We start from the raw sequence: 23,236 nt of genomic DNA, 5'->3' as shown, positions 1-23,236 counted from the left end.
GCATGACGAACACACGCGTGGAGCGTGAGCGAATGCTCGGTTCAGCGCCCGACCGAATCAGCCCTGACGCGCCTCCAACGCTTCCCAACGCACCAACGCCTCCTCGAGCTCGCTCTGTGCCTTGCCCAGCGCTTCGGTCTTGCGTTTGATTTCGTCCGCCGGCTTGTCATAGAAGCCCGCCTTGCCGAACTCGGCCTCGTAGCCCGCTATCGTTTTCTCAAGCTTTTCGATCGTATCGGGCAGGGAACGCAGTTCCTTGCGCTCGTTGCTGCTTAGCGGATTGGCTGGCTTGGGTTTGGATGCGGCCGGCGCTGGCTGGGGCGCGGGCTTGCTCTTCTTGCCAGCCGGCGCTGGGGTGGGCTCGGCGCTACGCGGACGCTGGCGCAGCCAGTCGGTATACCCGCCCACATAGTCGTTGACCTCGCCATTGCCTTCGAACACGAGGCTGCTGGTGACCACGTTGTCCAAAAAGGCACGGTCATGAGAAACGAGCAGCAGAGTGCCTTCGTAGCTCATCAGCCGTTCTTCGAGCAGCTCCAGGGTTTCCACGTCGAGATCGTTGGTGGGCTCGTCCATGATCAGCAGGTTGGCCGGGCGGGTGAACAGCTTGGCCAGCAGCAGACGGTTGCGTTCACCGCCGGAGAGCACGTGCGTAGGGCTGCGGGCGCGCTTGGGCGAGAATAGAAAGTCCTGCAGATAACTCATCACGTGCCGATCCTGGCCGTTGATGGTGATCGAGGAGCGTCCCTGCGCCACGTTGTCGAGCACGCTGATGGAGTCGTCGAGCGCGGCGCGGTGCTGATCGAAATGGGCGATATCGAGATTGGTACCGAGCTTGATGGTGCCGGCATCGGGCTCGATACGGCCAAGCAACAGGTTGATGAGCGTGGTCTTGCCACAGCCGTTGGGGCCGATGATGCCGACCTTGTCGCCGCGCTGGATCACCGTCGACAGATTATTGACGATCGGTTTTTCGTTGTTGCCGTCGCGCCAGGTATAGGCCAGGTTTTCGGCCACGATCACGTGCTTGCCGGATCGCGCGGCGTCCTGGGTGATGATATTGGCGTTGCCGCCACGTTCACGGCGTTCGGCGCGTTCAGCACGCATGGCTTTCAATGCGCGTACGCGGCCTTCGTTGCGGGTACGCCGGGCCTTGATGCCCTGGCGAATCCAGACCTCTTCCTGGGCAAGGCGCTTGTCGAACAAGGCGTTGGCCTTCTCCTCGTCGGCCAGCATCTTTTCCTTGCCTTCGGTAAACGTGTCGTAATCACCGGGCCAGGAGGTGAGCTTGCCGCGATCCAGATCGATGATGCGTGTGGCCAGATTCTTCAGAAAGGCGCGGTCATGGGTAATGAACAGCAGCGCGCCGTTCCAGGCCAGCAGCATTTCTTCGAGCTGGGCAATCGCGCTGATATCGAGATGGTTGGTCGGCTCGTCGAGCAGCAGCAGGTCCGGTTCCTGTACCAGCGCGCGGGCGAGCAGCACGCGGCGTTTCTGCCCGCCGGACAGGGCTTCGAACTGCCAGTCGGCATCCAGATTGAGCCGCGACAACGTGGACTCGACCTGCGGCGCGAGCGTCCAGCCGTCCATGGCCTCGACCTGGGCCTGGGCCTGGGAGAAAGCGTCCATGACGTCCTCGCCGGCCGACAGGCGCGCGGTCAATTCATGAAAACGTGCCAGCGCTGCGCCGACATCGCCGAGGCCGCCGGCGACGACGTCGAATACGGCGCCTGACGTACCGGCCGGCACTTCCTGTTCGAGGCGCGCGATACGCAGATCCGGCTTTTGTTCGCGAATGACTTCGTCCGGCTCGATTTCGCGCGAGACGATCCGCATGAGCGTGGACTTGCCGGTGCCGTTACGGCCGACCAGGGCGACACGTTCGCCGCGGTCGATGCTCAGTTCGGCGTCGTCGAGCAGCGGGTGGGTGCCATAGGCCAGACGCAGGTTGCGCAGTTGCAGAATCATGGGCGCGACCACATCGCGAGCTGGGAAAACGAAGCGCGTATTGTACGCGTTGGCAGGCCCGCTCGTTGTGGTGGGCACCTGGGGGCTCGACGCCGCGGTTTAAACTAACGCCCAACCTGCAAGAGCATCGATTTCGCGATGGCATCCGATACAACACTCTATATCGCCTGTGCGTTACTGGCCGGCGCGCTGCTGGGCGGTGTGTTCGTGCTGCTCTGGGCGCGCTCGAAACAGGCACAGCTGGCCGCGGAGCGCAGCAGCGCGCTGCGCGAAGCCGAAACGCGGGCTACAGAAATCGCGGACACCCGCGCTGCGCTGGACGAGGCGCGTGCAGAAAATGCGCGGCTGGAAACCCGTCTGGACGCCGAGCGCCGCCACGCCGAGGACAAGCTCAAGACGCTGACCGAAGCCCGGGAAGCGCTGACGCATCAGTTCAAAACGCTTTCGCAGGAAATTCTGGAAGAAAAAAGTCGTGCCTTCACCGAACAGAACAAGGCCAGCCTGGAACCACTGATCAACCCGCTGCGCGAGCATATCGGCCGCTTCGAAAAACAGGTTCGTGAGGCCTACGATCAGGAAAACCGTCAGCGCTCGGCCCTGGCCGAGCAGGTGCGCCTGCTCGAACAGTCCAACAAGGCCATCGCCGAAGACGCCACCAATCTCGCCAATGCGCTACGCGGCGAATCCAAGACCCAGGGCAACTGGGGCGAAATGATTCTGGAAACCGTGCTCGAGCGCTCGGGGCTGGAAAAAGGCGTGCAGTACGAAACCCAGTTTGCCGCGACCACCGAAGACGGCAATCGCCAGCTGCCCGACGCGGTGGTGCATCTGCCCGAACAGCGCAGCATCGTAGTCGATGCCAAGGTATCGCTGACCGCCTATCTGCGCGTGCATGAGGCCGAAGACGAAACCACGCGTCGTGCGGCCCTGGCCGATCACGTGGCCTCGGTGCGGCGTCATCTGAAAGGCTTGTCGGCCAAGAATTATCAGAACATCGACCGGATCGAAACACTCGACTACGTGTTCATGTTCATCCCTTCGGAAGCGGCCTATGTGGAGGCACTGCGCGGCGATTTCGATCTGCAGCGCGAAGCGCTGGATGCCAACATCGCGCTGGTGTCGCCGACCACGCTCATGCCCATGCTGCGGGCGATCGCCAACCTGTGGAAACTCCAGCAGCAGGAAGAAAACGCGGCCGAAATCGCCAACAAGGCCGGCGCGCTCTACGACAAGTTCGTGGGCTTCGTGGACGATCTGGACAAGCTCGGCCGGGCCATGGATACCGCCAACAAGGCCTTCGATTCCGCCCGCAACAAGCTGGTGAGCGGGCGCGGCAATATCGTGCGGCGCAGCGAACAGCTCAAGAAAATGGGCGCGAATACCAGCAAGTCCATCGGTGCGGCGTGGACACGCCAGGCCGAACTGGGGGCCGACGCCGAAGACGCACTAGAAAGCCCAGAAGACGATAGTGATAACGACAATGACGACGCGGGATCGACCCCATGAGTCTTAAAGATCAACTCGCTGCCTTGCGTGAGCGCATCCCGCCGGTGAGCGCCGCGCGTGCGGCTGAACTCGCGCGCGAGGGCGCGCTGCTTGTGGATATTCGCGAGGCCGACGAGATTGCCGAAGGCACGCCGGTGGGCGCCAAGCCATTGGGCCGTGGTTTTCTGGAAATGCGTATCGAACAGCAGGTCAGCGATCCGAACCAGACCATTCTGCTGCTGTGCGCGTCGGGTTCGCGCTCGCTGCTGGCTGCAGATCAGCTTTCGCGGCTGGGTTATGCCGATGTGCGCTCGGTCGAAGGCGGCTTCGACGCCTGGAAGGACGCGGGGCTGGCATTCGAAACGCCGGCCATGCTCGATACCGCCGATCGTGCCCGCTATGCGCGCCAGCTCACCCTGCCGGAGGTCGGCGAAGCCGGCCAGACCAAGCTGCGCGATGCGCGGGTGCTGGTGATTGGCGCCGGCGGGCTCGGCTCGCCGGCAGCGTATTATCTGGCCGCGGCCGGGGTAGGGCATATCGGCATCGTCGATCACGATGTGGTCGATCGCTCCAACCTGCATCGCCAGATCCTGCATCGCGATGCCAGCGTCGGCCAGCCCAAGGTGCGCTCGGCCATGGCCACGCTCACCGCGCTCAATCCGAGTATCGATATACGGCCCATTGAAAACCGCGTGAGTGCCGACAACGCCGCCGACCTGGTGGCCGGCTATGATCTGGTGGTCGACGGCAGCGACAATTTCACGGCCCGCTATGCCATCAACGATGCCTGTGTGGCGGCAAAAATCGCGCTGGTCTATGGTGCGGTCGAGCGTTTTTCCGGCCAGGTCGGCGTATTCCCGGCCGGCGGCCAGCCGTGTTATCGCTGCCTCTTCGCCAGCGCGCCGCCAGCGGGGTCCGCGCCGACCTGTGCCGAGGCCGGTGTGCTGGGCGTGGTGCCGGGCCTGGTGGGCACGCTGCAGGCCCTGGAAGCCATCAAGCTGATCGTCGGCATGGCGGATACGCTCAGCGCGCGGGTGCTTACACTCGACGCCCGGACGCACCGCTGGCGCAGTCTGCAGATACCGGCCGAGCCGCACTGTGTGGTCTGCGGTACCGCCTGAGGCGGGCGATACGCAGTTCCATCCGGCTTTTGGTATCGATGCGATCGACGATAGTCGACTAGCGGCGTTTCGGATGCCATTGCTAGCATTCGCCGATTACACAGCGCCAAGCCGTTCAGGGCGCGACAGCGTGGGGAGACGAGATGCCAGCCTTTCTTCTAATCGTGATTACGCTCGTCGCGTTTTATTTCGCTTACAAGTTCTATTCGCGCTATCTGGCTGAAAAGGTCTATCGGCTCGATCCCAATTTCGTCACGCCCGCCCATGCAATGCGCGACGGCGTGGATTTCGTGCCCACCCACAAGCATGTGCTGCTCGGTCACCACTTCACCTCCGTGGCGGGGGCAGCGCCTATTGTGGGCCCGGCCATTGCTGTCTACTGGGGCTGGTTGCCGGCGCTCACCTGGGTGGTTCTGGGCACGATATTCGCCGCGGGCGTACATGATTTCGGTTCCATCGTGGTATCAGCCCGCAACCGCGGCCAGAACATCGGCACCTTGTCCGGCAAGGTCGTGTCGGCACGGGCGAGTACGCTGTTCCTGCTGATCATCTTCTTCTTGCTTACGCTCGTGAACGCCGTGTTTGGCGTGGTCATGGCGATACTGTTCGAAAGTAATCCGGGCGCGGTCATTCCGGCGCTCATCGTGATTCCGATTGCGGTGTTCATCGGCCAATGGGCCTACCGGATGGGCCGGTCGATCGTCATTCCATCAATACTGGGTCTGTTGCTGCTCTATGTGGCGATTCCGGTGGGTCAGGCCTATCCGATCTATGTCGATGGTCTGGCCGAGGCGGTGGGTCTGTCGGTACGTACGACCTGGATCATTCTGATCTTTGCCTATACCTGGATTGCCTCACGCCTGCCGGTCTGGGTGCTGCTGCAACCGCGCGACTACATCAACGGTCAGCAGCTGATCGTGGCACTGGTGGTGATATTCCTGGGTGTCCTCATTGGCTGGGATACGATCAGCGCGCCGGCGGTTAACGAGGTCGCCCCGAATTCGCCGCACTGGTTCCCGTATCTGTTCATCACCGTGGCCTGTGGTGCGATCTCGGGCTTTCATAGTCTGGTCGCGTCCGGCACCACGTCCAAGCAGCTCGGCAACGAAACCGAGGCGCGCTTCGTCGGCTACGGCGGTGCGCTGGGCGAGGGCGCGCTGGCGCTGGCCGCGATTCTGGCCTGTACGGCCGGTCTCGGTGCAGCGGGCGACTGGAATACGGCCTATGCCGATTTTGGCGCGGCGTCCGGCGGGGCGTTGGGCCACTTCGTCAACGGTACCGGTCATTTCCTGAGCAATCTCGGCATTCCGGCAACCTTGGGTGCCACGTTTGCGGCGGTAGTGGTCATCACCTTCGCGGGTACAACCATGGATACCGGCGTACGCCTGCAGCGCTACATTCTCGAAGAAATTTCGGAACTGGCCGGTATCAAGTCGCTGGTCGGACGCGTGAATCTGCTGACCACGCTGGCAGTGCTCATTCCGCTCGGTCTGGCGCTGGTGCCCGGCGGCGACAGCGCCGGCGGCAAGGGCTTTGCCTTCGGCCGGCTATGGACATTGTTCGGTACGACCAATCAGCTCACGGCAGGTCTGGCGTTGTCGATCATCGGCGTCTGGCTGCTGGCGCGTAATCGCAATCCGCTGGCGGCACTCATTCCGCTGGTGTTCCTGTTGTTCATGACCACCTGGGCGTTGTTGCTCAACCTCGGCGACTTCTTCGCCAAGGGCGACTGGCTGCTCTTGGTCATGGATGCCGCGATCTTTGTGCTCGCAGCCTGGCTCGCGGTGGAGGCGTTCACGGCCTTCAATCGTGAACGTCGCAACCCGAGCGCTGCCGCCGAAGAGTCGTGAGTTCGACGTCTGCCGTCGGCCCGGCCTCGCGCGGCCAGGCTAGGGGCAGGCGTTCGCATCAGGTGATTCTGGTGCGCGAGCAGGATGCCCAGCATAGCGGTTCCGGCTGTTGTGGCCGGCTGGGCGAACGCCATACCGCGCTGGGCGCGGCGGCCGATTTCAGCCAGAGCCGAGCACGTATGGAACAGATCGGCGAGATCTATCGGGCGCTGGCGCAAGCCGCACCCGATCTCGAACTGGTGATAGCCGATCCACGTAACCTGATCTGGCTTTACCCGGCGGTATGGCGCGCGGCCCGTGCCAACGGCAGCACGGCGTTTTCAGCCTGTCGAGCCATGGCACGCGCGGGCGCGCCGGTCGCTGTGGTCGTGGATGGCAAGACGCTGTATTCGGGCCGCCTGCCGAGCGCACAGGTCGTCGTCGATAGAGTGCTTGCCTGGACGGCACGTCCACTCAACGCATAACGTCCTATTGTTTTTCGATCGGACACCTCAATGACAGATAAGAGCCTCTGGCAGCGTTTCTCCGATTATCACGACGAGCTGTTCATGGCGCCGTGGCGGGCCGGTATTGCCCGCGAGGCACGCTCGGAAGAGGACGCATTGGTCGCGTTGTTATTTCTGGAAGCGCTCGGTATTCCAGGGCCGGCAGACTACTATGCCCTGGAGCTCTACCCCGACCTGATCGAGGCGTTTCATCGCTGGCACCAGCGCATGGGCATGGAGACGTTTCCCGAGGCGGGCGTGTGCTGTTGAGCCGAGCACGCTGAGGGCGGCCACGCGACGCACTTCAACGTGCGCGTATGCCGTGTTGTTCGCACATTCACGCTTGTACCCACTGACAGACCAGGCCCATGGCGCACGACCACGCACATCATCATGATCTGCCCACCCGGTTCTATCTGTTCGGTGGCAAGGGCGGGGTCGGCAAGACCACGCTCGCGGCAGCCAACGCGCTGCGGCTGGCCGCGGCCGGCGAGCGTACGCTGCTGGTGTCGACCGATCCGGCCCATTCGGTATCCGATCTGCTGGAAGCACGACTGGGCGCCGAGCCCACCGCCGCGGGCGAGAATCTCTGGGCGATGGAAATCGATCCGCAGGCCGATGCCCAGGCTTATGTCGAAGGTATCCGCGAAGATGCGCAAGCCGCGGTTTCGAAAGCGGTGCTGCCAGCGCTCGATCGGCACCTGAAACTGGCTGTACAGGCGCCGGGTACGGCGGAATCGGCCTTGTTCGATCGGTTTACCCGCATCATGGAATGGTGTCCGCAACGCTTCGACCGCATCGTGTTCGATACCGCGCCCAGCGGCCATACGCTGCGCCTGCTTACCCTGCCTTCGATGCTGGGTGCCTGGGTGGAAGGTCTGCAGGCCCAGCGCGCCAAGGTGAATAAACTGCAGGGCATGTGGCGCTCGATGGCCGGTGTGCGTGAACCCGAGCGCGAGGACCGGGTGCTGACCCGCCTGCGCCAGCGCGCTGAACGCTTTGCCCAGGCCCGCCACCGGCTGCACGACGAATCGGTATTTCATCCGGTATTACAGGCGGAACGGCTGCCGATCGAAGAGACCGCGCGCGTGATCGAACAGCTGCGCGATACGCATATCCCCGTAGGCGCGTTGTATGTGAACCGGCTATGGCCGGCCGATGAAAGCAGCGCGTTCGTCACCGAGCGCGTGGCCCAGCAAAACGAATATCTGGCCGAGATTCGGGAGCGTTTTGCCCGCCACGAGTTGATCGAAGTCGCCCAGAGCGCACGCGATATCGTCGGTCGCGCCCAGCTCGACGCGCTGGCGGCTCGTTTGAGTGCGCCGTCTGCCGGTTAGCGTAACGCTCGAGCCGCGCGATTCACGCTCAAGGGTGCGTCAATCCAGCAGGCGAATGGTGATCCGACGTACGAGTTCCTTGGCCTGAGCAGGGCTCAAGTGGTGCGCGAGCGCAACGGTACGATGACGCAGTCGCATCATGACATGCGTTCGCGGCACGCAGAGCAATGTACCGGCGGGCGGTGTGCCGGTGGCCTGGGTCGCGACCGGTAGGGTCAACGTGTTCTCGTCGAGCGCCTCGTCGTAATAGTTACGAACGTTTGCCTGCGCCTGTTCGGGCACATAAAGCCCGCCGATATGGCCACGCTGGTAGCGGCCGCGGTCGCCACCCGAGATCACGCGCAGCGATTCGTAACCGATGACGATGCGGGCCAGCGCCGGGTGGCGTAGCGCCGATCGCACGACCATGAATAGCGCCATCGAAACCAGCACGATCAAACTTACCGTGACCGGCACCATGAATGCATCGGCCATGCCGAGCAGATAATAATGAGCCCAGAACAGCAAGGCGGCATACACGATCGCGGCGTTGGCGACGATATAGAGCAGTTGCGCGAGCGGGCGCCAGCGCGGCGCGTGGACGTCGATGGCAACGGTGCCGTTATGGCGGCGGCGCTCGGTGATGCCCAGTCGTTCTTCGACACGGTGGGCCCACATAGCGGATACCGCATTCAAGCCCAACGTCAGCGCTACGCTAGCGAGCACGAATAAGCCGGCAGGCGTCAACGGCAGTGTTGCGAACGTCGGCGCGTGTTGCCAGGGTGACAACCATAATCCGAGACCGAGTAGCCCGCAGACGATGAGCGCCAGCGTGATCGCGCACACGCTGACTTTGCCGCGGGCGCTTTGTACGACGCCGATCAACCCGAGCAGGGGTATCGCCCAGCCCAGCAGCGGAGCGATGTAGTCGCCGATGCCGAATCGGTCGATCGGCTGTAGCAGCGCCGGCAGGCCGAATGCCAGCTTGAAGCCGGACAGTTCCATGCCATGGCCCAGGGTCAGCCATGGCGTGAAATAGAGTACAAGCAGCGCGGTAGTCAACGCAGCGAGGGTCCAGCGACCATCGGTTTGCACAGGCGGCGTACCGGGTTCGAGACGAACCCGAATTATAGGTCAGCTGTCGCGCAACTCAATTGAACGCAATCCGTCTTGCGCAATCAGGATGCAATCGCCTCTGCGTGGCTCGGACGTGGTCGTACCCACGGCGACGTGGACAGGATCCGGCTTTCATCGCAGCGATGGGCGTAAAGCTGGGCTACATCGATGATCTCACTGAGCAGATTGTCGCGCAGCGTGGTTGGGTCGAGCCCGAGATCGAGCAGGCAGGCGTTGTCCACGCACAGATCGTTTTCGGGCGCCTCGCGACGGGGGTTGGGCAGGTTGGCGATGTTCGCGCCGGTCATGCGAGCGACGAGTTTGGCCAGCTCCCCGACCCGCCAGGTCTCGGTCATCTGATTGTAGATACGCACGCGCTCGCCGGCCGCCGGCGCGTTGCCGATCGCCATCTCGATACAGCGCACCGTGTCCTGAATATGGATGAATGCACGGGTCTGGCCGCCGCTGCCGTGTACGGTCAGATCGTGGCCGACCGCCGCCTGCATCAGGAAACGATTGAGCACCGTGCCGTAATCGCCGTCGTAGTCGAAGCGGTTGATCAGGCGCTCGTCCAGACGCGTCTCGCGAGTCTGGGTGCCCCAGACCACGCCCTGGTGCAGATCGGTAATCCGCAAGCCGTCGTTCTTGTTATAGAAATAGAACAGCAGCTGATCCTGCGTCTTGGTCATGTGGTAGATGCTGCCCGGATCCGGCGGAAACAGGATCTCGCGCTGGGTACGCGCGCCGTCGCTGTCGTCGACTTCGACCGTCAGATAGCCCTCGGGGATACGCAGGCCGCCGCCGTAGCCGTACACGCCCATGGTGCCCAGGTGCACCAGATGCGCGTCGATGCCGGTTTCGACCATCGCGCAGAGCACGTTCTGGGTCGCCGCGAGATTGTTTTCGACGGTGTAACGCTTGGCCCGTGCATGCTTCATGGAATAGGGCGCCGAGCGCTGTTCGGCGAAGTGCACGATGGCATCCGGGGCGAGACGCTCGATAGTTGCTTCCAGGCGGTCATACTCGCGCGCCACATCCATATGCAGCGCGGCAATCGTGCGCCCGGTCAGATCTTTCCAGGCCGCCAGCCGGATATCGAGAGGCGAGATCGGCGTGAGCGAACTCACCCCCAGTTCGTTATCGATATGCCGACGCGACAGATTGTCGATGAGGGTGACATCGTGGCCTTGAACCGACAGATGCAATGCCGTGGGCCAGCCACAGAAACCGTCGCCGCCAAGTATGAGGACTTTCATCGTGCGTTCTCCAATGCCGGGGGCGCAAAGCGCAGGTTGGGGCGACGTGCCGGCGCCAGCTGGGTGGCGAACTGGGCAGCCGAGGCTGCCCAGCTGTTGGCGCGGGCATAGGCGATGCCGGCTTCGCCGTCGAGTTCGAGCGCGGCCAGGGCGGCGGCCTGCAGGTCGTTGTCGAGCACGCCCGTAACGCCGTGCTCGACGACCTGCAGTGGGCCGGTCACCGGATAGGCCGCGACCGGCACACCACAGGCCATGGCTTCCATGAGGACCAGCCCGAGCGTGTCGGTCCTGCTGGGAAAGACCATGCAGTCGGCGACACAGATATGGCGAATCAATTCTTCGCCGAGGTGCATGCCCACGAAACAGGCGTCGGGATAGCGGCGTTCCAGTTCGGCACGGGCCGGGCCGTCGCCCACCACGAGCTTGCTGCCGGGCAGGTCGAGCTGCAAAAACGCCTCGACGTTCTTTTCCGGTGCGACGCGACCGAAGTACATGAATACCGGCCCGGGCAGATCGAGCGGCATGGGCTCGACCGGCCGAAACAGCCGGGTGTCGACGCCGCGACCCCACAGGGCCAAGCGCGAAAAACCACGGTCTTGCAGATAATCGGCCAGCGGGCGCGTGCTCACCATCGTGCGTACGCTGCGCCGGTGAAACAGATTGAGCACCTGATAACCCAGCCCCACCGGCACCATCGGCCAGCGTGCATTGATGTACTCGGGAAAGCGGGTATGGAAAGAGGTGGTGAAGCGCCAGCCCCGCAGGCGGCAGTAAAGCCAGCCGGCCAGGCCCACACTGCCCTCGGTGGCGATATGTACGGCGTCGGGCTGGAAGCGTTGCAAGCGACGGGCGACACCGGGCAACGGTGCGGCCGCCAGCCGGATTTCGGCGTACGTCGGGCAGGGCACGGTCACGAACAGCCCGGGATGGATGACCTGTACTTCGTGGCCGGCGACTTCCAGTTCGCGAACCAGGGCGGTCAGCGCGGTGACGACACCGTTGACCTGCGGTTTCCACGCGTCGGTGAGCAATGCGATACGCATGCGTCTCCTCGTTGCTGCCTTGTCATCACCATGACAACAGGCTTGCACTGGAGCGCAGTGTGGGTTGCACAGATAACGCCAGGATGACACGGCGATGTCGTTTCAATGACAGCCTCGCCGCGTTGTCGTTATCTCATTCGCGTTAGCCGAACGCGGTGCGGCCCGGTCGGCCACCACCAGACCGGGCCACAGAAACCGTTTATTCCTGCGGTTTGATGACCAGCTTGCCGGCTGCCTTGCGCGAGGCAAGCACGGTGATCGCTTCGCCGCCGCGTTCGAGCGGGTAGGTGCCCGAGACGTGCGGGCGCAGCTTTCCTTCGGCCAGCCAAGTGAAGATCTGCTTGAGCTGTTTCTGGTTTTCCTGCGGTTCGCGCTGGGTGAACGAGCCCCAGAACACGCCTACGATCGAGCAGCCCTTGAGCAGGGCGAGATTCAGCGGCGGCTTGGGGATCTCGCCGGCGGCGAAGCCGATCACCAGCAGACGTCCGCGCCAGGCCGTGCCACGCAGGGCTTTTTCTGTCATGTCACCGCCGACCGGGTCATAGACCACGTCCACACCGCGCCCGTCGGTGCGGGCCTTGATCGCGTCCTTGAGGTCTTCTTCGACGTAGTTGATGGTTTCGTCTGCGCCGTGTTCGCGGCAGACCGCCAGTTTTTCTTCGCTGGAGGCCGCCGCGATCACATGCGCGCCCAGCGCCTTGCCCAGCTCGATCGCGGCCAGGCCGACGCCGCCGGCGGCACCGAGCACCAACAGCGTTTCGCCAGACTTAAGTGCCGCGCGATCGGCCAGTGCGTGATAGGTGGTGCCATAGGTCATCACGAACGCGCTGGCGGTGACATGATCCACGCCGTCAGGCATCGGGATCACGCGGTTGGCATCGGTGGCGATCTGTTCGGCCATGGCGCCATAGCCGGTAAACGCGATCACGTTGTCGCCGGCCTTGAGATGCTTGACCTCGTTCCCGACGGTGTTGACCACGCCGGCGAGTTCGCCGCCTGGCGAGAAGGGCAGTTCCGGCTTGAGCTGGTACTTGTCTTCGATGATCAGGCTGTCGGGGAAGTTCACCGCCGCGGCCTGCACGTCGATGAGTACCTGCTTGGGGCCGACTTCGGGCGTGGGCTGTTCTTCGACGACCAGTGTTTCCGGCGGGCCGAACTGTTTGCAGAGCAATGCTCGCATAGGGGTCTCCTCTTTTTTTGACGACTGTATGGACCGAGCGCCGCTTTACAGCGAAGCAATGAACGGACGTTCGTTCGTCCATTCTGCCTGAAGCGCTTCCGATCGTCGCTTTTCGAAAGCATTCGTACAAATCGGGCCTGCCGGGCGGGCCGGGTGGCAATCGCCGGCGGCGATGCCGCCGCGACGCGCTTTATTCGCGCGCGGCGTATCGCGCCAGAAACGTGGCAACCGCGGCATCGCAGGTGCGTTGTACCTTGGCCGCCGAGGGGCGGCGCTCGTCGTTGAGCATGCGCGGCCAGAACACCACGCTGGAGATCATGCCCAGAAATTGCTCGGCGGCCAGGCCGGCATCGGGCACCGCCAGTGTGCCGAGCTGATGCTCGCGCTCGAAATAGCCTTTGACCGCGGCCAGAAACGGCCCGTGGCCGCGTTGCTCCAGCGCATGCCCCATCTGCGGCAGCCGTATCGCTTCTGCGATCAAGGCCCGCACCAGCGGATGGAAATAGGGCGTGAGGATCAGCCGCGCGTAACGGTCGGCAATGTCGTGGAGCACGCGCTCGGGTTCGCCCGAGGGCAGCGTCTCGATCGATTCCGGCGAGCCGTCGAGAAACGGCCGCTCGATGATCTGGGCGAACAGCTCGTCCTTGCTCGGAAAATGCCGGTAAAGCGTGGCCGTCGATACATCGGCGGCCTTGGCGATGCGGTTGAGGCTGGTGCCGGCAAAGCCGCGTTCGAGAAAACACTCGAGCGCGGCATCGAGAATAGCGTCGCGCTTCTCGGCAGAGATCTGGCGATGGTAGGCAGCGGCCGGACTCGCGCGGGCCATGGGCTTTCCTGAAAAGGTCAGGAGGCCAGTTTAACGTAACCATCCCAAAGGTGAGCCACTCGACTTGACTTAAGATCGAGAGCGCTGCAATCTCCATTCAAACAGGTCGTTTAGAACCAATGAGCCGTGGCACGGGCATAAAAATCGCTCGTGACCGTCGGCCCGCCTTTCGGCAGGAGACCCATACCGTGGATTCGGTGCGTATCGGCTGTGCGTCGGCGTTCTGGGGTGATACCAATACCGCAGCCGCCCAGCTTGTCGAACACGGCGAACTCGACTACCTGGTTTTCGACTATCTGTCGGAAATCACCATGTCGATTCTGGCAGCCAAACGCCGGCGTGATCCCGGCGCCGGCTATGCCGAGGATTTCGTGGCTTACGCGCTCAAGCCCGTACTTGTCCGGATCAAGCAGCAAGGCATTCGTGTAATCAGCAATGCGGGCGGTATCAACCCGGCTGCCTGTCGTGATGCGCTGGCGGCTGCTGCAGCCGAAGCCGGCGTCGAGTTCAAGATCGCTATCGTCACCGGCGATGACCTCATGCCCGAACGCGATCGCCTGGCCGGCTCGATCGAACCCATGGCCGGCGCGGGCGCCGCGCCGCAATCGCCGGTCAGCATGAATGCGTACCTGGGCGCGCCCGGTATTGTCGCGGCACTCGATGCCGGCGCCGATATCGTGATCACCGGCCGCTGTGTCGATAGCGCGGTCGTACTTGCCCCGCTCGTGCATGAGTTCGGTTGGGGCTGGCACGACTACGACCGTCTGGCGGCCGGCAGCCTGGCCGGCCATATCATCGAATGCGGTTGCCAGTGCACCGGCGGTAATTTCACCGACTGGCATCTCGTGGCCGATGGCTATGCCGACATGGGTTTTCCTATCGTCGAAGTCGAGCGTGAGGGCGCCTTCGTGGTGACCAAACCGGCTGGCACCGGCGGCCTGGTGAGCTGCCATACCGTCGCCGAACAGATGCTCTACGAGATCGGCGATCCGCGTGCCTATCTGCTGCCGGATGTCGCCTGCGATTTCACCGGCGTGACGCTGGAACAGGTGGGTGAAAATCGTGTGGCGGTCGCCGGTGCGCGTGGGCAGGCACCCAACGCCGACTACAAGATTTCGGCGACCTATATGGACGGCTATCGCTGTACCGCCGTGTTCGTGGTTGGCGGTATCGAAGCCGGCGACAAAGCCCGCCATGCCGCTGCCGCAATCCTCGCCAAGACCGAACGACAGTTCTCGGAAAAAGGTCTTGCGCCCTATGTCGATCACGATATAGCCGTGCTCGGCACAGAAGCCATGTACGGCGCGCATGCCCATGCCGGGGCCGCGCACAGCCGCGAGGTGGTGCTCAAACTCTCCGTGCGCCACGAATCGAAAGACGCGCTGACCCTGTTCACCCGCGAACTCGCACAGGCTGCCACCGGCATGGTGCCGGGGGTGACCGGTTTCTTCGGCGGGCGGCCGAGTGTGAGCCCGGTCATACGGCTTTATTCCTGTTTCGTGCCCAAACAAGCCGTCGCTGTGGCGGTGGATGTCGAGGGCACGCGCCGCGAAGTCGCGGTCGCTACAGCCGGCGGTTTCGATCCCCGCGGGCTGGCGCCAACCCATGGCTCGGCCGGCGCGACCGATCTGGAGAACAGCGTATGCGTGCCCTTGATCCGTCTGGCGCTCGCCCGCAGTGGCGACAAGGGCGATGCGGCCAATATCGGTGTGATCGCCCGCGATCCGGCGTATCTGCCCTGGCTGCGCGCCGCGCTCACCGATGAGGCTGTAGCCGCCTGGTTTGCCCATGTGCTCGAAGGCGAGGTGTGCCACTGGGAACTACCGGGCACGCACTCGATGAATTTCCTGCTCACCCGCGTGTTGGGTGGCGGCGGCATCGCGTCGCTGCGTGCCGATGCCCAGGGCAAGTGCCTGGGTCAGATACTGCTCGATTTTCCGGTGCCTGTATCACCGGACATCGCGGCGCGAATCGAGACCGAATAACGAGAGTCGACCATGCAATTCACCACCGAACACGACGCCCTGCGCGACACCATCGCCCGTTTCGTCGATGGCGAGATCAATCCCTACGTCGAGGCTTGGGAAGAAGCCCAGCAGTTCCCGTCGCACGCGCTGTTCAAGAAGATGGGCGATCTCGGCCTGCTGGGTATCCATAAACCCGAGGCGTATGGCGGCATGGGCCTCGACTACTCTTATGCCATGGTCGCAGCCGAAGAACTGGGCCGTATCAAATGTGGCGGCGTACCCATGGCCATCGGCGTCCAAACCGATATGGCCACGCCCGCGCTGGCGCGCTACGGCAGCGACGCACTGCGTCGCGAGTTTCTGGCCCCGGCCATCGCCGGCGACCAGGTGGCTGCGATCGGCGTGTCCGAGCCGCAGGCCGGCTCCGACGTGGCCCAGCTGAAAACCACCGCCAGAAAAGAGGGCGACGACTACGTCATCAACGGCTCGAAGATGTGGATCACCAACGGCATGAAGGCCGACTGGATCTGCCTGCTGGCCAACACCTCGGACGGGCCGGCCCACAAGAACAAGTCGTTGATCGTCGTGCCGCTGGATACGCCCGGCGTGGAGCGCGCCCGCAAGCTGCACAAGCTCGGCATGTGGTCGTCGGATACCGCGCAGCTGTTCTTCGACGACGTGCGGGTGCCGCAGCGTAATCGCATCGGCAACGAAGGCATGGGTTTCACCATGCAGATGCAGCAGTTCCAGGAAGAACGCATTTTCGCCGCCGCCTCGGCGCTCAAGGGGCTGGAGAACATCGTCCAGGCGACGATCGAATACACCTCGGACCGCCAGACATTCGGTATGCCGATCCTCCATAACCAGGTCGTGCATTTTCGTCTTGCGGAGCTGCAGACCGAGATCGAGGCGCTGCGCTCGCTGACCTATCGCTGCTGCGAACGCTATATCGCCGACCCCAACGACAAGGGCGTGCTGCAGCTGGCCTCGATGGCCAAGCTCAAGACGGGCCGGCTGGTACGCGAAGTCACCGATGCCTGTCTGCAATATTGGGGCGGCCAGGGTTATATGTGGGAAGCCGAGGTCGCACGGGCGTTTCGCGATACGCGCCTGGTGTCGATCGGCGGCGGCGCGGACGAAGTCATGCTCGGCATTATCTGCAAGACCATGGGCATTCTGCCCGGCCAGCGAGGTTAGAGGTTTCTTATGGCCGTTCTAGCGACAGGCGTGGATTGCCATGCCGAGAGTTTCCAGCGTAACCGCGAAGGCATGCTTGCGGCCGTGCAGGCGCTGCGCGATATCGAAGCGAGCGTGCATGCCACCGAGCAGAGCAAGGCCGAGCGCTATCGAAAACGCGAGCAGCTGCTGCCACGCGATCGCGTCAACCTGTTGCTCGACCGCGGCTCGCCGTTTCTGGAGTTGTCGACGCTGTGCGGCTATGGCTGTCACGACGACACCGACGGTTCGCTCGCTGGTGGCAACAGTATTTGTGGTATCGGCTATGTGTCCGGCGTGCGCTGCATGGTCAATGCCTCCAACAGCGCGATCAAGGGCGGCACGATGACGCCCTGGGGTGTGCAGAAAACCCTGCGTATCCAGGAGATCGCGCGGCAGCAGAAGCTGCCGATCGTGTCGCTGATCGAATCCGGCGGCGCCAATCTGCTTTATCAGGACGAGATGTTCATCGAAGGCGGGCGGACCTTTGCCAATCAGGCGCGTCTGTCGGCGCAGGGATTGCCCCAGATCACCGTCGTGCACGGCTCGTCGACCGCGGGTGGCGCCTACATGCCAGGGCTGTCCGACTACGTAATCATGGTGCGCGGCCGGGCCAAGGTGTTTCTAGCCGGCCCGCCGTTGCTCAAGGCAGCCACCGGCGAAATCGCCGAGGACGAAGAACTCGGCGGCGCGGACATGCATGCAGGCACCGCCGGCACCTGCGAATATCTGGCCGCCGACGATGCCGATGGCATCCGCCAGGCACGCGAAGTCATGGCGCGGCTGGACTGGAACGCGCGCGCGCCGAAGGCCGACCTGCGGGCGTTTGGCCCGCCGCGCTACGACATCGACGAGCTGTGCGGCATCGTCTCGGCCGACCATAAAAAGCCCTACGACTGCCGCGAAGTGATCGCGCGGTTGGTGGACGATTCCGACTTCGACGAATTCAAGGCCGATTTCGATGCCCAGCTCGTCTGCGGCCATGCCGCGGTCGAAGGGCGCACGGTCGGTGTGATCGGCAACAACGGCCCCATCACCACCCAGGGCGCGAACAAGGCCGCCCAGTTTATCCAGCTGTGCTGCCAGGCCGATATTCCGCTGGTATTCCTACAGAACATCACCGGCTATATGGTTGGCAAGGATGCCGAGCAGGCCGGCATGGTCAAGCACGGCTCGAAGATGATCCAGGCCGTGGCCAATGCCCATGTGCCCAAGATCACCTTCGTGATCGGCGGCTCCTTCGGGGCTGGCAACTACGGCATGTGCGGGCGCGGTTTTTCGCCGGATTTCATTTTTGCGTGGCCGAACGCGCGTACCGCGGTCATGGGCGGCGAACAGGCCGCGGGCGTGATGCAGATCGTCACCGAGGCCAAATACAAGGGCCGCGGAGAAGCCCCGCCCGAGGGCATGCTCGACAAGATGTACGAGCAGATCACCACCAAGTTCGAGCAACAGGGCCATGCCTTTTACGGCAGCGCCCGCCTGTTCGACGACGGCCTGATCGATCCGCGCGATACCCGCCGTGTGCTCGCGCTCACGCTATCCGTGTGCCGTGACGCGCGCCAGCGCGATGTGCGGCCCAACGACTTCGGCGTCGCCCGTTTCTAAGGCCTCGCTGCCAGGAGAATTCGAATGTTTACCCATGAACACGAAGAGATACGCCGCACAACCGAGCGCTATATCGAAGAACAGGTCAATCCGCACGTGCTCGAATGGGAAAAGGCGGGCGTGTTTCCGGCCCACGAGCTGTTCAAGGGCCTGGGCGATCTGGGTCTACTGGGCATTACCAAGCCGGAAGAATACGGCGGGCTCGGCCTGGATTATTCCTATCAGGTCGCGTTTGCCCAAAGTCTGGGGCGCATGACCTGCGGCGGTATTCCCATGGCCGTGGGCGTACAGACCGATATGGCCACGCCCGCGCTGGCGCGCTATGGCAGCGATGAACTCAAGCGCGACTTCCTGGCGCCGGCGATCGCCGGCGACCAGGTGGCCTGTATCGGCGTATCCGAGCCGGGGGCGGGTTCGGACGTGGCTGGCATTACCACCACGGCCAAGCGCGACGGCGATGACTACATCATCAACGGTCAGAAGATGTGGATCACCAACGGCACCCAGGGCGACTGGGTCTGCCTGCTGTGCGTGACCGGCGGCCCAAACGATGACAAGGGAAAACATACGAACAAGTCGCTGATCGTCGTGCCGCTGGACGCGCCGGGCGTGAACCGCGAAACCAAGCTCGACAAGCTCGGCCAGCGCAGCTCGGATACGGCCATCATCTTCTTCGACAACGTACGCGTGCCCGCGCGCAATCTCATTGGTGAAGAAGGCCAGGGCTTCACCTACCAGATGCAGCAGTTCCAGGAAGAACGCCTGTTTCTGGCGGCCAGTATTCTCGAGGCCATGCAACGGGTGTTCGACGATACGGTGGCCTACACCCGCGAACGCAAGGCCTTTGGGCGCGGCGTGATCGACAACCAGTATGTGCAGTTCACGCTCGCCGAGCTCGCCACCGAGCTGGAAGCCGCCCGCGCGCTCACCTATCAGGCCACGTCCGATCTGGTCGCCGGGCGCGATGTGACCCTCAATGCGTCGATGGCCAAGCTCAAGACCAGCCGCCTGGCCCGCCAGCTCACCGATACCTGTCTGCAGTTCTGGGGCGGGCAGGGCTACATGGCCGAATCGACCACGGCCCAGTTCTATCGCGATCTGCGTCTGCATTCGATCGGTGGCGGCGCGGACGAGATCATGCTCCAGATCATTGCCAAGCGCCTCGATCTGCGCTCGCTCTGAGGGCAGGAATATCCATGTCGCTACCTGAAACACAACACCTGGCGCTCGATCAGACCGACGGCGTGCTGGTCGTCACTTTCGACCGGGCCGATGTCTCGAACGCGCTCAATATCGACATGGTAGAAGAGCTGGCCGCGACCTTTGCAGCGGTTAGCGACGATCGCGAGGTGCGTGCGATCGTGTTGCGCGGCGCCGGCCGGCATTTCTGTGCCGGCGCGGATCTGAAATCAATCGGCGCTGTCTCGGGCGATGATCCGCACGCGGCAGTCATTGCATTCAACCGCCGCTTCGGCGAGGTGCTGGCCCAGATTGATCGCGCGCCGCAGGCAGTCGTGGTCGTGGCCCACGGCGCGGCCCTGGGCGGTGGTTTCGGCCTGCTCTGTGTGGCCGATATCACCATCCTCACCCGCGATGCCGTCACGGGCATGCCGGAAACGCGGCTGGGCCTGCCCGCCGCCCAGATCATGCCGTTTGCGGTGAAACGTATCGGCATCACCGTCACCCGGCGCATCGCCGTCTGCGGGCTGCGCTTTGACGGCGCCGAGGCGTATCGACTCGGCGTGGCGCATGAACTGGTCGACGACCTGGCTGCGGCCGATGCTGCGCTGGAGAAGGTCATTACGGATATTCGTGCCTGCGCGCCGGGCGCCAATGCAGCAAGCAAACGGCTTCTGGCCGCACTCGATGGCCGATCGATGGACGCGCTCGCCGATGCCGCCGCGGAAGCCTTTGCCGATTGTCTGCTCAGCGCGGAAGGGGCCGAAGGCACCCAGGCGTTTCGCGAAAAACGTGCACCCCAATGGGCGAACAAATGACCGAATTCGACAAGATCCTGATTGCCAACCGCGGCGAGATCGCGGTGCGGATCGCGCGCGGCGCGCGTGCGGTGGGTTGTCGCAGCGTGGCGGTATATTCGAGTGCGGATGCCGACGCACGCCATGTCCAAGAGGCCGACGAGGCGGTGGCGATCGGCGCCGCGCCGGCGTCCGAGTCCTATCTCGCGATCGACAAGCTCATCGCCGCGGCCAAAGCCAGCGGTGCCCAGGCGATTCATCCCGGTTACGGTTTTCTCGCGGAAAACGCGGATTTTGCCCGGGCCGTCGAGGCCGCCGGGCTGGTGTTCATTGGCCCCAGCGCCGAAGCCATCGATCTGATGGGGCGCAAGCGTGAAGCCAAGCAGCGCATGATCGAAGCCGGCGTACCCTGCGTGCCGGGCTATGAAGGCGCCGATCAAAGCGACGAGGTGCTGATCGGCGAAGGCGAACGGATCGGTTTTCCGCTCATGGTCAAGGCCTCGGCCGGTGGCGGCGGGCGCGGCATGCGGCTGGTCGAGCAACAAGCCGATCTGCACGACGCGATTCGCGGCGCGCGTTCGGAAGCAGCAAGCGCGTTCGGCTCGGATGAGCTGATTCTGGAAAAAGCCGTGCTCGGCGCGCGCCATGTCGAAATTCAGGTGCTGGCCGATCAACACGGCCATGTCATCCACCTCGGCGAGCGCGACTGTTCGGTACAGCGGCGTCATCAGAAAGTGGTCGAAGAAGCGCCGTCGCCGGCCGTCGACGCCGAGCTGCGTGCCCGTATGGGTCAGGCCGCGGTCGATGCGGCCGCCGCCATCGGTTATCGCGGCGCCGGCACGGTGGAATTCCTGCTCGATGCCGGTGGTGCGTTCTATTTCATGGAAATGAATACGCGCCTGCAGGTCGAACACCCGGTCACCGAGCTGGTGACCGGGCTCGACTTGGTCGCCTGGCAGCTGCGTATCGCCGCCGGCGAGCCGCTCGCGCTGGCACAGCACGATGTGCACTTCAACGGACATGCCATTGAAGTGCGGCTGTGCCTGGAAGACGTCACCCAGGACTTCATGCCGCAAACCGGTGTCGTGGCCGCATGGCGCGTGCCACAAGGCCCGGGTATTCGTGTCGACCACGGGCTGCTGGAAGGGCAGATCGTCAGCCCGCATTACGATTCCATGGTCGCCAAGATCATCGCCTGGGGCGAAACACGGGATATCGCGCGCCGCCGCCTTGCTGCAGCGGTAAACGATACGTTGTTGTTCGGCCCGACCAGCAATCGCGATTTTCTGGCCCGCATTCTGGCGCATCCCGCGTTTGTGTCCGGCGACTTCGATATCGGGTTTGTGGGCACCCATATGCAGCAGGCGCTGGGAGCCGACGCCCCCACGCCTGCGCATCTGGCACTGGCCGCGGCCGCCTGTCATGCCCGCGACGCGGCGGCGTTGGCCGAGCAGGCAGGCCTGGCGAACGCGCTTGCCGGCTGGCGAAGTTCCGGCACCAACGACACGCCGCTAGTCTTGGGCCACGAGGACAACCGCTACGAACTCAGGCTGCGCCACGACGGCACGTGCTACGAGGTGGCAGTCGACGATATCCGCGTGGATATCCAGATCGGGCCCATGAGCGGGACGCGTTTCGATTATGTATTGAACGGTGTGGCCGCGCGTGCCGACGTGTTATGTCGCGGCGCTCAGCTGTGGCTCTGTGCGCAGGGCCACACCGCGGTCTATACCGATGTACTGCGCCTGCCACCCGCAGCGGCCGACGGCGCCGGCGATGGGCGTGTGCTGGCCCGCATGGACGGCAAGATCCAGCGCGTCGATATTGCCGTGGGGGATCGCGTTGCCGTGGGTGACACGTTGCTCGTGCTCGAGGCCATGAAGATGGAGTTTACGATCACGGCGGATATCGAAGGCGAGATCGAAAGCCTGGGCTGCGCCGCGGGCGACCAGGTCGCGGCACGCCAGTTGTTGGCCGTGATCGCGGCGGATAATCTTTAAGGCCTTGTCCCGTCTTCGAGAACCCCTCTTGCCCGATCTGCGCCGTATCCCCGCGCTGGCTGCCACCTGTGTAGCGCTAGCGACTGCCTTGCTCGGTTGCGCGAGTGCGCCAGCTTATCGATTCGTCGATCCGGCCCACGAAGACAGTCGTTACGATGGTTTTCTCGCCTATGCGGCCTTTGCCGATCTGGCGATCGAAGCCGCTTTCGAACGCGCGCTCTGCGATCGGCTGTTTCAGGCCGGGCATGCCTGTACGCCCATGCTCAAGGCCGCGCCGCCCACGCGCGAACAGGATGCGGCCAGCCGCCATGCTGCCAGCCAGACGAGCGGTGCCCAGGCCAGCATCGTCATCGAACTGACCGATATGGATAGCGTCTCGCGGCAGGTGATCGGCCACGGGCGGGCGGCCTACAACGTGCGCGTGATCGACAATGCCGCTCAGCAAGTGACCGCGCAGTTTGCGTTCGACAACGCATCCGGCGCGCGCCAATCGGTCGCGAAACAGGCTGACGAGTTGGCCCGCCGGATCGTTTCCGCACTCAAGAAAGAATCGCTTCTTTACCAGCGATAGGGCGTGGACGCATCGACACTCGCAAAAGAGTGGAGCGGCGGACGAGATTCGAACTCGCGACCTCGACCGTGGGAGGGTCGCGCTCTACCAACTGAGCTACCGCCGCCACACCCGCACAGCTAACGCGATCTGTCGCGTTTTTGCAATAGGCAGATAAAAACGATGCAACGCAGCATTGGCGATCGGCGTATTGTAATAAAAGCATTCGGGTAGGGCTGGTACGGCGCGTATCGGCGTTCTAGTCTGTAACCTC

At 63.6% G+C, this 23,236-nt stretch carries 19 protein-coding genes and 1 tRNA gene; 13 read left to right on the top strand and 7 right to left on the bottom strand.

The annotated features are described in order from the left end of the window. Positions 1 to 57 precede the first annotated feature (57 nt). Positions 58 to 1,968: an ATP-binding cassette domain-containing protein gene (locus tag SSPSH_RS03750; protein ID WP_006912299.1), complete on the bottom strand. Its 1,911-nt coding sequence runs from the start codon at positions 1,966 to 1,968 to the stop codon at positions 58 to 60. A 138-nt stretch (positions 1,969 to 2,106) separates the two neighbouring features. On the opposite strand from SSPSH_RS03750, the gene SSPSH_RS03745 reads away from it, so the two are divergent. The 6 genes from SSPSH_RS03745 to SSPSH_RS03720 all read left to right on the top strand — a co-directional run bounded on the left by SSPSH_RS03745 (position 2,107) and on the right by SSPSH_RS03720 (position 8,246). Continuing rightward, positions 2,107 to 3,474 (top strand): DNA recombination protein RmuC, encoded by a 1,368-nt coding sequence (locus tag SSPSH_RS03745; protein WP_006912298.1) that lies wholly within the window; start codon positions 2,107 to 2,109, stop codon positions 3,472 to 3,474. Continuing rightward, a complete protein-coding gene (gene moeB, locus SSPSH_RS03740; RefSeq protein ID WP_006912297.1) occupies positions 3,471 to 4,574 on the top strand; it encodes a molybdopterin-synthase adenylyltransferase MoeB in 1,104 nt (367 codons plus the stop codon). Before SSPSH_RS03745 ends, moeB begins: the two co-directional genes overlap by 4 nt. 143 nt (positions 4,575 to 4,717) lie before the next feature. Further along, positions 4,718 to 6,424, top strand: a complete 1,707-nt coding sequence (locus SSPSH_RS03735; RefSeq protein ID WP_006912296.1) for a carbon starvation CstA family protein — start codon at positions 4,718 to 4,720, stop codon at positions 6,422 to 6,424. Then, positions 6,421 to 6,888 (top strand): hypothetical protein, encoded by a 468-nt coding sequence (locus SSPSH_RS03730; protein ID WP_021031375.1) that lies wholly within the window; start codon positions 6,421 to 6,423, stop codon positions 6,886 to 6,888. The genes SSPSH_RS03735 and SSPSH_RS03730 overlap by 4 nt, the downstream gene beginning before the upstream one ends. A 30-nt stretch (positions 6,889 to 6,918) precedes the next feature. Next, positions 6,919 to 7,179 carry a cory-CC-star protein gene (locus SSPSH_RS03725; RefSeq protein WP_006912294.1) on the top strand — a complete coding sequence of 87 codons (261 nt, stop codon included), beginning with the start codon at positions 6,919 to 6,921 and terminating at the stop codon, positions 7,177 to 7,179. 98 nt (positions 7,180 to 7,277) lie between these two features. Beyond that, entirely contained in the window at positions 7,278 to 8,246 is a 969-nt protein-coding gene (locus SSPSH_RS03720; protein ID WP_006912293.1) for an ArsA family ATPase, read from the top strand. Between the two features lie 39 nt (positions 8,247 to 8,285). Here SSPSH_RS03720 and SSPSH_RS03715 read toward each other — a convergent pair whose 3' ends face one another. The 5 genes from SSPSH_RS03715 to SSPSH_RS03690 form a co-directional block, all read right to left on the bottom strand. Next, positions 8,286 to 9,320, bottom strand: coding sequence for a hypothetical protein (locus SSPSH_RS03715; protein WP_006912292.1), 1,035 nt, complete (start codon positions 9,318 to 9,320; stop codon positions 8,286 to 8,288). Positions 9,321 to 9,403: 83 nt separating this feature from the next. Beyond that, positions 9,404 to 10,597 (bottom strand): NAD-dependent epimerase/dehydratase family protein, encoded by a 1,194-nt coding sequence (locus tag SSPSH_RS03710; protein ID WP_006912291.1) that lies wholly within the window; start codon positions 10,595 to 10,597, stop codon positions 9,404 to 9,406. After that, positions 10,594 to 11,640 (bottom strand): glycosyltransferase family 4 protein, encoded by a 1,047-nt coding sequence (locus SSPSH_RS03705; protein WP_006912290.1) that lies wholly within the window; start codon positions 11,638 to 11,640, stop codon positions 10,594 to 10,596. Before SSPSH_RS03705 ends, SSPSH_RS03710 begins: the two co-directional genes overlap by 4 nt. A gap of 199 nt (positions 11,641 to 11,839) precedes the next feature. Further along, entirely contained in the window at positions 11,840 to 12,820 is a 981-nt protein-coding gene (locus tag SSPSH_RS03700) for an NADPH:quinone oxidoreductase family protein (protein WP_006912289.1), read from the bottom strand. 190 nt (positions 12,821 to 13,010) lie between these two features. Further along, a complete protein-coding gene (locus SSPSH_RS03690) occupies positions 13,011 to 13,646 on the bottom strand; it encodes a TetR/AcrR family transcriptional regulator (protein WP_006912287.1) in 636 nt (211 codons plus the stop codon). A gap of 188 nt (positions 13,647 to 13,834) precedes the next feature. On the opposite strand from SSPSH_RS03690, the gene SSPSH_RS03685 reads away from it, so the two are divergent. From SSPSH_RS03685 to SSPSH_RS03655, 7 genes are read left to right on the top strand one after another with little or no spacing between them, the layout of a single operon-like run. Further along, positions 13,835 to 15,631 carry an acyclic terpene utilization AtuA family protein gene (locus SSPSH_RS03685; protein WP_006912286.1) on the top strand — a complete coding sequence of 599 codons (1,797 nt, stop codon included), beginning with the start codon at positions 13,835 to 13,837 and terminating at the stop codon, positions 15,629 to 15,631. A 12-nt stretch (positions 15,632 to 15,643) separates the two neighbouring features. Further along, complete coding sequence (locus SSPSH_RS03680; RefSeq protein WP_006912285.1) at positions 15,644 to 16,810, top strand: acyl-CoA dehydrogenase family protein; 1,167 nt, start codon at positions 15,644 to 15,646, stop codon at positions 16,808 to 16,810. A gap of 9 nt (positions 16,811 to 16,819) precedes the next feature. Then, positions 16,820 to 18,436: an acyl-CoA carboxylase subunit beta gene (locus SSPSH_RS03675; RefSeq protein WP_006912284.1), complete on the top strand. Its 1,617-nt coding sequence runs from the start codon at positions 16,820 to 16,822 to the stop codon at positions 18,434 to 18,436. 24 nt (positions 18,437 to 18,460) lie between these two features. Beyond that, positions 18,461 to 19,618, top strand: a complete 1,158-nt coding sequence (locus SSPSH_RS03670) for an acyl-CoA dehydrogenase family protein (protein WP_006912283.1) — start codon at positions 18,461 to 18,463, stop codon at positions 19,616 to 19,618. A 14-nt stretch (positions 19,619 to 19,632) separates the two neighbouring features. Beyond that, positions 19,633 to 20,433, top strand: coding sequence for an enoyl-CoA hydratase-related protein (locus SSPSH_RS03665; RefSeq protein ID WP_006912282.1), 801 nt, complete (start codon positions 19,633 to 19,635; stop codon positions 20,431 to 20,433). Further along, a complete protein-coding gene (locus SSPSH_RS03660; RefSeq protein WP_006912280.1) occupies positions 20,418 to 22,412 on the top strand; it encodes an acetyl/propionyl/methylcrotonyl-CoA carboxylase subunit alpha in 1,995 nt (664 codons plus the stop codon). The genes SSPSH_RS03665 and SSPSH_RS03660 overlap by 16 nt, the downstream gene beginning before the upstream one ends. Before the next feature lie 28 nt (positions 22,413 to 22,440). After that, positions 22,441 to 22,983 carry an SH2 domain-containing protein gene (locus SSPSH_RS03655; RefSeq protein WP_006912279.1) on the top strand — a complete coding sequence of 181 codons (543 nt, stop codon included), beginning with the start codon at positions 22,441 to 22,443 and terminating at the stop codon, positions 22,981 to 22,983. Positions 22,984 to 23,013: 30 nt separating this feature from the next. On the opposite strand, the gene SSPSH_RS03650 is transcribed toward SSPSH_RS03655, so the two are convergent. After that, a tRNA-Gly gene (locus tag SSPSH_RS03650) sits at positions 23,014 to 23,089 on the bottom strand. Positions 23,090 to 23,236: the final 147 nt, after the last annotated feature.

Origin of the sequence: Salinisphaera shabanensis E1L3A, assembly GCF_000215955.2 — a bacterium.
Lineage (GTDB): Bacteria > Pseudomonadota > Gammaproteobacteria > Nevskiales > Salinisphaeraceae > Salinisphaera > Salinisphaera shabanensis.
Note: the sequence above shows the minus strand (reverse complement) of the source record. Positions and strands in the feature narration are given on the sequence as shown.